Origin of the sequence: Achromobacter sp. NFACC18-2 (genome assembly GCF_900108985.1) — a bacterium.
Classification (GTDB): domain Bacteria; phylum Pseudomonadota; class Gammaproteobacteria; order Burkholderiales; family Burkholderiaceae_B; genus Achromobacter.
In genome coordinates this window covers 15,317-27,179 of the sequence record NZ_FNYM01000030.1, presented here as the reverse complement: position 1 = coordinate 27,179, position 11,863 = coordinate 15,317, and the positions used below count along the sequence as shown (strand labels likewise).

Annotated in this window: 12 protein-coding genes and 1 rRNA gene; 4 read left to right on the top strand and 9 right to left on the bottom strand. The window is 67.1% G+C overall.

Annotated features, from left to right (window positions below; all coding sequences use genetic code 11):
• Nucleotides 1–166 precede the first annotated feature (166 nt).
• Nucleotides 167–279: ribosomal RNA gene (rrf, locus tag BMW75_RS28770) — 5S ribosomal RNA — on the top strand.
• Between the two features lie 173 nt (nt 280–452).
• Here rrf and BMW75_RS28765 read toward each other — a convergent pair.
• Together BMW75_RS28765 and BMW75_RS28760 are read right to left on the bottom strand one after the other, a co-directional pair.
• Nucleotides 453–1,199 carry an aldolase gene (locus tag BMW75_RS28765; RefSeq protein WP_092582879.1) on the bottom strand — a complete coding sequence of 249 codons (747 nt, stop codon included), beginning with the start codon at nt 1,197–1,199 and terminating at the stop codon, nt 453–455.
• A 35-nt stretch (nt 1,200–1,234) separates the two neighbouring features.
• Complete coding sequence (locus tag BMW75_RS28760) at nt 1,235–1,948, bottom strand: haloacid dehalogenase type II (protein ID WP_092582878.1); 714 nt, start codon at nt 1,946–1,948, stop codon at nt 1,235–1,237.
• Between the two features lie 309 nt (nt 1,949–2,257).
• On the opposite strand from BMW75_RS28760, the gene BMW75_RS28755 reads away from it, so the two are divergent.
• Nucleotides 2,258–3,118, top strand: coding sequence for a LysR substrate-binding domain-containing protein (locus BMW75_RS28755; protein WP_092582877.1), 861 nt, complete (start codon nt 2,258–2,260; stop codon nt 3,116–3,118).
• Nucleotides 3,119–3,187: 69 nt separating this feature from the next.
• Here BMW75_RS28755 and BMW75_RS28750 read toward each other — a convergent pair whose 3' ends face one another.
• The 4 genes from BMW75_RS28750 to BMW75_RS28735 all read right to left on the bottom strand — a co-directional run bounded on the left by BMW75_RS28750 (nt 3,188) and on the right by BMW75_RS28735 (nt 6,591).
• On the bottom strand, nt 3,188–3,592 hold the full coding sequence (locus BMW75_RS28750; RefSeq protein ID WP_092582876.1) for a YchJ family protein: 405 nt from the start codon (nt 3,590–3,592) through the stop codon (nt 3,188–3,190).
• A gap of 18 nt (nt 3,593–3,610) precedes the next feature.
• Nucleotides 3,611–3,883 carry a GNAT family N-acetyltransferase gene (locus tag BMW75_RS28745; protein ID WP_092582875.1) on the bottom strand — a complete coding sequence of 91 codons (273 nt, stop codon included), beginning with the start codon at nt 3,881–3,883 and terminating at the stop codon, nt 3,611–3,613.
• A gap of 281 nt (nt 3,884–4,164) precedes the next feature.
• Nucleotides 4,165–5,124 (bottom strand): 3-hydroxyacyl-CoA dehydrogenase NAD-binding domain-containing protein, encoded by a 960-nt coding sequence (locus BMW75_RS28740; protein ID WP_092582874.1) that lies wholly within the window; start codon nt 5,122–5,124, stop codon nt 4,165–4,167.
• A 72-nt stretch (nt 5,125–5,196) separates the two neighbouring features.
• Complete coding sequence (locus tag BMW75_RS28735; RefSeq protein WP_092582873.1) at nt 5,197–6,591, bottom strand: MFS transporter; 1,395 nt, start codon at nt 6,589–6,591, stop codon at nt 5,197–5,199.
• Nucleotides 6,592–6,704: 113 nt separating this feature from the next.
• Between BMW75_RS28735 and BMW75_RS28730 the strand changes: the two genes are divergently transcribed.
• Nucleotides 6,705–7,574 (top strand): LysR family transcriptional regulator, encoded by an 870-nt coding sequence (locus BMW75_RS28730; RefSeq protein WP_076515547.1) that lies wholly within the window; start codon nt 6,705–6,707, stop codon nt 7,572–7,574.
• Nucleotides 7,575–7,658: 84 nt separating this feature from the next.
• On the top strand, nt 7,659–9,074 hold the full coding sequence (locus BMW75_RS28725; protein ID WP_092582883.1) for an amidase family protein: 1,416 nt from the start codon (nt 7,659–7,661) through the stop codon (nt 9,072–9,074).
• A 54-nt stretch (nt 9,075–9,128) separates the two neighbouring features.
• On the opposite strand, the gene BMW75_RS28720 is transcribed toward BMW75_RS28725, so the two are convergent.
• The 3 genes from BMW75_RS28720 to BMW75_RS28710 form a co-directional block, all read right to left on the bottom strand.
• The gene (locus BMW75_RS28720) at nt 9,129–9,950 is read right to left on the bottom strand and encodes a 2-keto-4-pentenoate hydratase (RefSeq protein WP_092582872.1); all 822 of its coding nucleotides are present in this window, start codon (nt 9,948–9,950) and stop codon (nt 9,129–9,131) included.
• 4 nt (nt 9,951–9,954) lie between these two features.
• Nucleotides 9,955–10,335 carry a hypothetical protein gene (locus tag BMW75_RS28715; RefSeq protein WP_175493300.1) on the bottom strand — a complete coding sequence of 127 codons (381 nt, stop codon included), beginning with the start codon at nt 10,333–10,335 and terminating at the stop codon, nt 9,955–9,957.
• 144 nt (nt 10,336–10,479) lie between these two features.
• Nucleotides 10,480–11,760, bottom strand: a complete 1,281-nt coding sequence (locus BMW75_RS28710) for a glutamate-5-semialdehyde dehydrogenase (RefSeq protein WP_092582871.1) — start codon at nt 11,758–11,760, stop codon at nt 10,480–10,482.
• Nucleotides 11,761–11,863 lie beyond the last annotated feature (103 nt).

Genomic DNA, 11,863 nt, shown 5'->3' with positions numbered 1-11,863 from the left:
TCCAAGTGTCGTTCAATACAAATTACTGGCTGCCCCGTCAGCAGCCAGCCAACACCAATTACACCCACTGTGTGTGATCATCGAGCCCAGGCTCTGACCACCACACGTTGCGCTTCTTCCAAGATTGGAGCCGTTGCCTTAACCCGCAACCGCTCAACCCGTTACGCCTGACGACCATAGCAAGGTGGTACCACTCCTTCCCATCCCGAACAGGACAGTGAAACGCCTTTGCGCCGATGATAGTGGACGGACGTCTGTGAAAGTAGGTCATCGTCAGGCTTTTATTGTGCAAACCCCCGCAGGGATACCCTGCGGGGGTTTGTTTTTAGTGCAGAGTGAATTGATTGATTGAACCCCTCGCGGCTTGCGCCGCGAGGGGTTTTGTTTTTGGGGGGATCGGTAGACGTCAACTCATCGAGGGCAATACTTTGGCTCGGCTGGGGCGCGGGTGTTTACTGTTCAGGTAGTTGGCGGCGCAGGGCCTGGAAGAACAGTTCAGATTGCAGGCGTTCGCTCTGGATTTGGGCGGCGACCTTGGATGCGAGCTCGGGATTGACGGGCACCAGTGGGCGGCCCGTGGATTGCGCGAGGACCTGGGCGGTACAGGCGCGCTCCAGGAAGAAGAGATCGTCGTAGGCGTGATCGATGCGTTCGCCACAGACGACGACGCCATGGTTGCCCAGGAATACGATGTCGGCGCCCTGCATGGCGCGTGCAATGCGCTCGCCTTCGGAGACGTCGAGCGCCAGGCCGTTGTAGTGCTCGTCGATGGCGAGGCGGCCATGAAAGCGCATCGCGTTCTGGGACAGGGTGGTGTCCAATCCCCGGTCGCTGGTGAGCGTGAGGGCGGTGGCGTACGGCATGTGTGTGTGCAGGACGCAGGCCTTGCCGGCGATGCGGTGGATGGCGGCGTGGATGAACATGGCGGTCGGTTCGATGTCGTGCCGGCCGGCGAGTTTGTTGCCGTGCGCGTCGACCAGCACGATGTCGTCTGCCTGGACCTCGTTCCACATCAGGCCGCGCGGATTCAGCAGGAAATGGTCGGGGTCGCCGGGCAAGGCGACGCTGAAATGGTTGCAGACGCCTTCGCCGAGGCCGTGGGCCGCGGCGGCGCGCAGGGCCAGGGCCAGATCGGCCCGCAATGCGGCGACGGTGTCGGCATGGAAGAGCGCTTCGGCAAAGCGGGGTTCCTGGTTCATGGCAGCCTTCTAGCTAAGAGTGGAATAGAGGGGGATCAAAGCCACCCGGCTTCTTGAAAAAGGCCGGGGACGCAATCCAGAGTCGCTACGGTAGCGTCCGGCCGGTAGTCAGGCAAGGGTTTGCGGCCGGTGCCGCGGTCGATCCAGATGCAGCGAAACCCGAGGTCGCGGGCGGCGGCCAGATCCAGGTGCGGGCTGGCGCAGATGTGCACGACCTCATGGCGGGTGACGCCCAGTTCGGCGTGAGCGTGGTCGAAGATGGCGCGCGCCGGTTTATAGGCTTGGGCTTGTTGGGCAGTGATGACCCGGTCGATATGTTCGCCCAACTGCGCGACATTGCCGGCAATGATGTCGTCGTCCGTATTGGAGATGATGCAAAGGCGAAAGCCGGCCTGCTTGAGCGTGGCGAGCGTGGCCACTACTTCGGGAAACGGAGGCATGCGCGAAATGCTGCCGGTGAGCGTTTCGGCGTCTTCGGGCCGGTAGGCCAGGCCAAAGTGCTCCATGGTCAGGCGTAGAGATTCGCGCGTGACATCCGCGAAGCGGCGGTAGGGCGGGGTGCGTTCCAGCCGGTGTTCGTGCGCATCGTATGCGTGCAGGAACTGCGCAGCGGTGGGTGGCGGTGTCGAGCCCGGATGGGCGGCCAGGATCCGCGCCACGGCAGATTGCAGACCTTCGTCCCACTGAATGAGGGTGCCGTAGCAGTCGAAGGTAAGCCATTGCGGGCGGGGGAGTTGATCCAGCGGCATGTCAGTTCCTCGAGGGTGATGGGTTGATCCTTCAGCGTAAGATTCCGGGCTGTAGTTGTAAAATTAATAATTGGATTCGGCTTAGTGGATTTTTAGATATCTGTTCAGCAGGGAGGAATGTCGTTCTAGTGGTGGTGGCATGGTCGAGCACGAGTACCGAGTACCGAGTTCCGAGTTCCGACTCCGACGGGCGAGCCCGACTCCAAATCCAATTTCCGAATCCCGAATCCCGAATCCCGAATCCCGAATCCCGAATCCCGAATCCCGAATCCCGAATCCCGATCCACGAACCCGAATCTACGAAACCCGATGTTGGACCTTGAACTCCTGAAAACGCTGGTGTGCGTCGTCGAAGAGGGCAGTTTCACGCGGGCTGCCCGGCGTGTGCATCGCACGCAGTCGACAGTCAGCCAGCAGGTGCGCAAGCTGGAGCAAAGCGTCGGCAAGACGCTGCTGCTGCGCGACCGCGCCGGTGGAAATGTGTCTGTTACCGAAGACGGCGAGCTTATGCTGGCTTATGCCCGGCGGCTGCTCGCCATTGCGGGCGAAGCGGAGCATGTGTTTTCTGCGCCGCGCTCCGCGCGCGTGCTGCGGTTGGGGGTGCCGGAGGATTTTGACGTGTCGCGCCTGACCGTGCTGCTGGCCGAGTTTGCCGCCAGCCATGAGGAGGTGCGGCTTGAGACCGTGAGCGGCATGAGCGCGGAGCTGCGCGCCGGGTTGGCGTCCGGGGACCTGCATCTGGCGCTGGTCAAGCGCGAACCGGGGGACGGGGCCTGCCTGGCGGCGTGGCCGGAACGGCTGGTCTGGGTGGACGGCCGGCGGCGGAACGGGGAATCGGGGCCTGTGCCGCTGGTCTTGTTTCCGCAGGGCTGCATCTATCGAAAACGGATGATCTACGCGCTGGAAAGCGCCGGCCGGCCTTGGCACATTGCGTATCTCAGCCATAGTCTTGCCGGTGTGCAAGCGGCGGTGGCGGCGGGACTGGGCGTGAGCCTGTTGCCGGCATTCGCTCGCCTGGCGTCGCACCGCGAACTGGGCGACGCGGACGGATTCGCGGCGGTGCCGCCTACGGAATTGGCGATTGTGGGCGATACGCGCGCGTTCGGGACGGTAGAGCAGGATCTGATCGCCGCGCTCGAGCAAGCCATCGGCCCTGACGTTGGGGGATGATGGGGACTCAAGCTATCGGCCCCGATATCGGGGCATGAGGGCGTCGCGGCGATTTCCGGCGGGCGGGGATCAGCGCAGGTCGCCGTCCACGTAGAACCACTGCCCGCCTTCGCGCACGAAACGGCTGGTCTCGTGCATGCGGCTGGCGCGTCCGTCCAGGCGGCTTCTGGCCACGAATTCGACGGTGGCGTGGTCCGCGTCCTGGCTGGCGGCTGCCTTGATGTCGAGGCCCAGCCATTTCAGGCCGGGGGGATTGGGGTCGAGCGAGGCGGGACGTGTGCTGGGATGCCAGGTGGCAAGCAGGTAGGGGAGCTTGTCCATGACGAACGCGCTGTAGCGCGAGCGCATCAGGGCTTCGGCGGTGGGCGCTTGCAACGCCTGCGGGCCGTCATGCCAGCGGCCGCAGCAGTCGGGATAGGCCGCGGGCCGGCCGCAAGGGCAGGGTGTCTTGGAAGGGCTGGATTGTTTGGACACGGGGGATGGGCGGTGTGATCAGGCCAGCAGGTCGGCGTATTCGGGATGGCGACGGATGTAGGCGTCGGCGTAAGAGCAATAGGGACGCACCTTCCAGCCGTTCGTGCGTGCGGTGAGCAGCGCCTGGCGCGTCAATTCGGCGGCGATGCCGCGTCCGCCCACCGCACTGGGCACGCCGGTGTGCGTGATGGCCATGGCGCCGTCCTGGAGTTGATAGTCCAGCACGCACAGCACGCCGTCGACGGTGGCGGTGAAGCGGGAGCGTTCGGTGTCGTGAGTCACGGAGATCATTCGAGAACATTCCTTGGTTGAAAATGAGGCAAGGTTCGGGAAAGTGGCGTCAGGTCCCGGGACGCGGCACCTTGGGACCACGGCGCGGGACCGCGGCAAACGGGCCAAAGCCGGGACCAGGGCTTCGCAAAATGAAGCCGTACCCCGGCGGATGCAGCCAGTCCCGCGTTCCAGGATAACAGCGTCGCCGTCCAGGACCGGTCAGCGGCGCAAGGTCTGGATCAATGCCGCAAGGTCTTGGTCAGCGCCGCAAGGTCTGGATCAATACCGCAAGATCTTGGTCAGCGCCGCAAGGTCTTGATCAGCGCCGTGAGCTGCGCGTCGCGTGTCTCGACGAGATCGGCGATGCTGCGATGGCCGGCCTCGGCGTTGACGCCCTCGATGAGGCGTTGCTGCAGGTCGGGCGTGACGTCGGGCGCGCCGAGGTCATCCCACCAGGTCTGCACCGGACCGAGCAAGTGGTGCATGAAATGCGCCATCCCGCCTTCGCCGCCGCCCAGGTTGAATGTCATGTGCGGTCCGAAGAGCGCCCAGCGCAGGCCCGGGCCTTGCGATACGGCGGCGTCGATGTCCGCGACGCTGGCGACATTTTCGGCGGCGAGGTGGATGGCTTCGCGCCACAACGCGGCTTGCAGGCGGTTGGCGATATGGCCGGGCACTTCTTTGTTCAGCCGGATGGGATGCTTGCCCATGCTGCGGTAGAAGTCGATGGCGCGGTCCATCGTCTGCGCAGAGGTCTGGTCGCCGCCCACCACCTCCACGAGCGGAATCAGATGGGGCGGGTTGAAGGGATGGCCGATGACGAATCGCTCCGGATGGCGGCAGCGCGATTGGAGCCGGCTCATGATGAGGCCGGACGAACTGGATGCGACGATCACGTGCGGGGGCAGCACGGCGTCCATGCGCGCGAAGAGGTCGGTTTTGAAGTCTTCACGCTCCGGCGCGTTTTCCTGCACGAAGTCCGCCCCGGCCAATGCCGCTTCCAGATCGGGTTCGAAGCGTAGCGCGTCGGGCGTGGCGCCCGCCCGGACATGGCCCAACTCGGTCAGGACCGGCCATGCCGCCTGCACGCGCGCGACGGTCTGCCCCTGCGCGTGCGGGCCGGGATCGCTGACCACGACTTCCAGGCCCTGCGCGAGAAACAGCGCCGCCCAACTGGCGCCGATGGTGCCGGCGCCGACGATGGCGACGTGGCGGATGGAGCGGGACGAGTCAGGGCTGGTCGCGGCAGGGCTGGACATGCAGGTCTCCTTGTTCGGGTTTGCGTCATTGTGAAGCAAACCCGTGGCCCTTGCCATGCAGGCCGGCGCGCGTCAGGCGTTGCGAGCCCGTCGAAGGTGGCGCCATGCCAGCGCGACCGTGAGCGCGTAGCTGGCCGTGATCACGGCATAGGCGGCGGGCAGGCTGGCGCGCCAGTCCGGCAGCAGGTGCAGGAGGGTGCCCATCACCGCGACGCCGACCAGCGCGCCGGACTGGCGGTTGGCATTCAGGGCCGCCGCGGCGCTGTTGGCGTGGTGCTTGCCGGACACCTGCATGACGATGCTGGTCATGGCGGGCACGGCGATGCCGACGCCCAGGTTGGCCAGGGCGACGACGAGCGTGAAGGGCCAGTAGGCAACGTCGGGAGAGAAGGCGAGCATGCCGATTGCGCTCATCGCCGCCGCGAGCGATACGCCGCCCAGCAGCGACGCCGGCAGGTTCCAGCGCGCCGATACGCGGCCCGAGATGAGGTTGCCAATGGAAAACACGGCCAGCATCGGCACCAGCTCGATGCCCGTCTGCAGCGCGTCGGCGCCGCGCGCATGCTGCAGGAAGAGACTCAGCAGGAACAACTGGCCGTAAGCCGCCAGGTTGATGAGAAAGCCGACGCCGTTGGCGGCGGCAAATTGGGAGGTGGCGAACAGCGCGCGCGGGATGATCGGTTCGGCGTGCCGGCGTTCGCGCCGCACGAGGAGTGCCGTGGCGAGCACGCACAGGAGCGCTGTGGCGGCGATGGGCGGCGAGGTCCAGCCGTAGGCATTGCCCTGGATCAGCGCAAAGCACAGCGCAGCCAGCGCCGCGACGCCGAGCGCGTGGCTCAGGGGATTGAGCGCGCGCGGACGGCGAGGCGCGGCCGCGATGCGTCGACGGGCAAGCCACATGCCGGCCAGGCCCAGGGGAATGTTGATGAGGAAGATGCCGCGCCACCCGAATTGATGGATCAGCACGCCGCCCAGCAGCGGGCCGGACGCGCCCGCGACCGCCACGATGGCGGACCAGGCCGCCAGCATGCGATTGCGCACGTGTTCATCGTCATAGGCGTGCGTGAGCAGGCTGAGCGAGCTGGGCATGAAGAGCGCGGCGCCGACGCCTTGCAGCATGCGGGCGGCGATCAGCGTGTCGGCGTCGGGCGCCAATCCGCAGAGCAGCGACGCGCCGGTGAACACACCCAGGCCGGTCAGGTAGAGCGTCTTGGCGCCGTAGCGGTCGGCCAGCGCGCCGGCCAGCAGCAGCAGCGCGGCGAACGTCAGTGTGTAGCCGTCCACGATCCACACCAGGTCGGTCAGCGGCACCGTGAACTGGAGCGCAATGCTGGGGAGCGCCACGTTGACGACCGTCACGTCCAGCATGGCCATGACGAATCCGATGGCCAGGGTGACCAGGGGCAGCCAGCCGGCGGCGGCGGGCGGGGCGTTCAGGGTCGGGGCGGGGCGGCAGGCGGAGGACATGATGGGATGCGTTTGCGGGCGGCTTGCGAGGGGTGAAGATTAGGCGTTTTCTATGATGCAAAAAAGCCGAATAATTGCTTTATAGTCATGCAAAATTGCATCAAGGACTGCGCATGGATTGGGACAACGCCAGGATCTTCCTGGCGATTTACCGGGTGGGGACGCTGCGCGGCGCGGCGGCGGTGCTGCAGATCGACCAGGCCACCGCGGGCAGGCGCCTGGCGGCGCTGGAGGCCTCGCTGGACGCGCGCCTTTTCCTGCGCACGCCCGGCGGCTACGTGCCCACCGCGGCGGGGGAGCTGGCCTTCGCCGCGGCCGAGCGCATGGAGCTGGCGGCCGATCAGCTCCAGCGCCAGATGCAGGGGCTGGACCACCGCCTGTCGGGCGCCGTGCGCGTCGCGTCCTCCGAAACGGTGGCCCGCTACTTCCTCATGGAGGCCATCCGTCGGGTCCATGCGGAGCACCCCGACATCCGGATGGTGCTGTCCACCGGCATCCAGATCAGCAACCTGACGCGCCGCGAAGCGGACCTGGCGATTCGCAACGTCAAGCCCGACAATCCGGACCTCATCCATCGCCACCTGGCGCGCAAGGAGGTCGGGCTGTATGCGTCGCGCGCCTACCTGGATGCGCACGGCGAGCCCAAGCCGGGCACGGCGTTCGCGGGGCATACCTTGGTCGCCTATCAGCAGGCGGTGCTGCCGGGCTGGTCTGACTCGCTGTGCGGCGAGCCGACCCGCAATGGCCGCATCGGCATCGAGGTCAATTCCGGGTTGATGATCATCGACGCCGTGGTGGCGGGGCTGGGCATCGGCGAACTGCCTACCCACATGGCGCCGGACTATCCCGACCTGGTGCGCATCTGGCCGAGCCGCAGCGAAAGCTACGACCTGTGGCTGGTGATGCACGGCGACCTGAATCGCACAGCGCGGGTGCGGGCGGTGGCCGACGCGATCGTCCAGGTGTTCGAGGAAAGCGAATAGCGTCGCGCGGCGGCTTGTGGGCTTGGGCGACTGGCGCTAAGGTTTGCTTGCTTGCAGGAAAACCCACGACCCCAGGAGTTGCGCGTGACCGATCTTTGGCGTTTGTCCGCAGTTGAGCTTGCCGCCCTTGTGCGCAAGCGTGAAGTCTCCGCCGTCCAGGCCGCGCAAAGCGCGCTGCGGCGGCTCGATGCCGTCAATCCCGCCATCAATGCGGTGGTGGACCATCGTCCGGAAGACGTGCTGGCCCAGGCGGCCGGGGTGGATGCCGCCCTGGCGCGTGGGGAAGATCCCGGCATGTTGGCGGGCGTGCCCGTCACGGTGAAGGTCAACGTGGATCAGGCCGGCTTTGCCACGACCAACGGCGTGGGCCTGCAGAAAGACCTGATCGCCAACAGCAACAGTCCCGTCGTCGACAATTTGCGGCGCGCAGGCGCGGTGATCCTGGGGCGCACGAATACGCCCGCGTTTTCGCTGCGTTGGTTCACCAGCAATCTCTTGCATGGCGACACCCGCAATCCCCGCAATCCGGCGCTGACCCCGGGCGGCTCGTCCGGCGGCGCCGCGTCGGCGGTGGCCGCGGGCATCGGGCATCTGGCGCACGGCACCGATATTGCCGGCTCGATCCGCTACCCCGCCTACGCCTGCGGTGTGCACGGTCTGCGCCCCTCGCTGGGACGGGTGGCGGCGTATAACGCCTCGCTGCCCGAGCGCTCGATCGGCGGACAGATCACGGCGGTGTCGGGGCCTCTGGGGCGCACCATTGCCGACGTGCGGCTGGGGCTGGCCGCGCTGGCGGCTGCCGACCCGCGCGATCCCTGGTGGGTGCCGGCTCCGCTGACGGGCGCGGAGGTGCCCCGGCGGGCGGCGCTGTGCCTGAATCCGGACGGCCTGGAGACCGAGCCCGCCATCGTGAAGGCGCTGCAGGAAGCGGCGCGGCGGCTGAGCGATGCGGGCTGGACGGTCGATACGCTGGACGCGACCCCACCGATGCAGGAGGCGGCCGATCTGCAGATTCGGATGTGGATGGCCGACGGCTACGACGCGATGGTCGCGGCCGCCGAAAAAGAAGGCGATCCCGGTGCGCGGGTGGCGCTGGCCGGCCAGCGTGACAGGGCGGCGAACGCTGACCTGGCGAGCTTTTCGGCGGTGCTGACGCGCCGGGCGACGCTGACGCGCATGTGGGAGGTGTTTTTCGCCGAATACCCGGTGTTGCTGCTGCCGGTGTCGGCCGAATTGCCTTTCCCGGACCAGCTCGACCTGCAGGGGGATGCGGCCTACGCGCGCGTCTGGCGCGCGCAGATGACCCAGATCGGCTTGCCGTTCATGGGACTGCCCGGCTTGTCCGTGGCCATGGGCAGCGCAATGAGCAGCGCGGGTCCCAGCCCGGTGGGCGTGCAGGTGGTGGCGGGTCGGTTCCGCGAGGATCTGTGCCTGGCGGTGGGAGAAATCATCGAGGCGGGCGGCGAGCCGGTCAGCATCGCCGAGCCCGCGTCCCGCTAGCCGGTTGGCCGCAGGCGGCGAGCCGTTAGCCTGCCGGCCGCGGGCTGCGCGCCGTCAACCGGCCGCAGACACCGGGCCGCTGGCGCCGTCCTGGCTGCCGAAGCGCACCCGCAGCACGCCCAGATCGCCATAGGCCAGTTCGATGTCCCGATGGGCAGGCACGTCCAGGAAACCGGCATAAGAGCCGGTGATGACGTGCTGCCCGGCCGCCAGGCCCAGGCCCTGCTCGCGCAGGAAGTTGGCCAGCCAGTACAGCCCGGCCTTGGGATGGTCGTTCGGATGGATGCCCGCGTGTTGTTCGACTTCGACGCCATCGACCGTCAGCGTGATGGTCATGCTGCCCGGCGCCGCGTCCGGCGATGCGATCCGGGGACCCAGCACCAGTCCCTGGTTGAACATGTGATCCGCCAGCAGTTCGGGCAGGCTGGCATGTTCTGGAGACGCATAGCGGCAACCCAGGATTTCCAGCGCGAGGCGGGCGCTGCCGACGGCGGCGTCGATCTCGGCTTCGGTGTAGGGCGTGTCGCGCGGCGGCAGGTCGCGGGCGATCTGGAAGGCGATCTCGGGCTCGATGCGCACGACGTCGGTGCGGGCGGGGACCGCTCCGGCGGCGGCATCCGCGGTGCCCGACGCGTAGATGGGTGCCACGACGGTCTTTTCCGGGGAAGGCAGCGCGCTTTTCCAGGCGGCGATGCCGTCCTGACGGGTTTCGCGCAGCAGTTCGGCGGTGCGCCGCTGCACGGCAATGGCCTGGCTCAGGGATTGCGGCCGGCAGTGCGCGGGCAGGCGCGGACCGGCAATGCCCGCCAGGCGCGCCGCGATCAGGATACGGGCGGCTTCGATGCTGCCGGGATAGTCTTCGAATCCGATCTGCATGCGCTCACCTCCCCAGGAACAGCATGATCCAGAGCACGATCATGGCGATCAGGCCCAGCCAGCACGAGCCCCAGAAACCGACGATCGGCCATTTCAAGGAGAGCGGGGTCTTCTTGGGATCGACATGGCCGAGCAGGTCGTTGGCGTTGCCGATCAGCCAGAAGCGCGTGCCCGGAAACATCAGCCGGAAAAAATAATCGAGCATGATCGCGGCCTGGATCGCCAGCGGGAACTGGCTGAAGGGCCGATGCTGCAGGTAAGGATGCTTCATGGCGGCGTTGATCTGCCGGGTCTTGATGAAGAACAGCACGATGCCGCTGATCGTGCAGGTGATGAAGCACAGCACGAATAGGCTGAAGGCCATGGCCATGACGGGAGAATGCATGGGGAATCTCAACGATGCGCGGGCGAGCCGCGTGGGATGGACAAATTCGGGCAAAAAAAGCTGGCCCTATTGTAGAGAACTTGGCGCGGCCCCGTGTTCAGGGCCGCGTCAGTGCGCGCCTGGGCACGGGGCGCCGCAGGGGCGTCAGCCGCGGGTCTGGCCTTCGCCGTTCAAGACCCACTTGAGCGTGGTCAGGCCTTCCAGCCCGACCGGGCCGCGCGCATGCAGGCGGTTGGTGGAGATGCCGATCTCGGCCCCCAGGCCGTATTCGAAGCCGTCCGCAAAGCAGGTGGGCAGGTTGACGTAGACAGAGCTGGAGTCGACTTCGCGCTGGAAACGCTGGGCCGCCGTCAGGTCCTGGGTCACGATGGCGTCGGTATGGCCCGAGCCGTAGCGCGCGATGTGTTCGATGGCGTCGTCCAGCGTGTCGACGATGCGCACGGCCAGGATGGGCGCCAGGTATTCGGTGGCCCAATCCTCTTCGGTGGCGGCCTTGGCGTGCGGCAGCAGCGCCAGGGTGCGCGGGCAGCCGCGCAGTTCCACGCCGTGCTCGGCGAAGGCCGCGGCCAGGCTGGGAAGAATGGATACCGCCGCGACCGCGTCGATCAGCAGCGTTTCCATGGCGCCGCAGATGCCGTAGCGGTAGGTCTTGGCGTTCAGCGCGATGGCATGGGCCTTGTCCGGGTCCGCGGCCGCGTCGATGTAGATGTGGCAGTTGCCGTCCAGGTGCTTGATGAGCGGCACGCGCGCCTCTTGCGACAGGCGGGCGATGAGGCCCTTGCCGCCGCGCGGCACGATCACGTCGATGTGCTCGGTCATGGTGATGAGCTTGCCGACCGCGGCGCGGTCGGTGGTGGCGACGACCTGCACCGCGTCCTGCGGCAGGCCGGCTGCGGCCAGGCCGGTCTGCACGATGCGGCCCAGCGCGACGTTGGAATGCAGCGCTTCGCTGCCGCCGCGCAGGATGGCGGCGTTGCCGGACTTCAGGCACAGGGCGGCGGCGTCGATCGTGACGTTGGGGCGGGATTCATAAATGATGCCGATCACGCCCAGCGGGACGCGCATCTGGGCGACGCGCATGCCATTGGGCCGCACCGTGGTGGCGGTGATGCTGCCGATGGGATCGGGCAGGGCGGCGATCTGGCGCAGGCCTTCGGCCATGTGCGCCAGCGTCTTGTCCGACAGCGTCAGCCGGTCGAGCAGGGCCGGCTCCAGGCCGTTGGCGCGCGCGGCGGCGACGTCGCGTTCATTGGCGGCCTTCAGCTCGTCGTGGCTGGCGGCCAGGGCGTCGGCCATGGCGATCAGCGCCTGGTTCTTGGCCGCGCTGTCGGCGCGCATCATGGCGCGCGAGGCGCGGCGGGCGTTTTCGCCCAGGGTGAGCATGGCTTGTTCGATGGAGGACGAGGACATGGCGGCGTCGATCATGGAGGTGGGGCAGCGCGGGCGCCGCCTGGAGAGTCAGTGTATATCCGGCCACGGGGCCGGGCGAGATCCGGTCTGCCGACCGGATGAGGGGGACTAGTCGAAG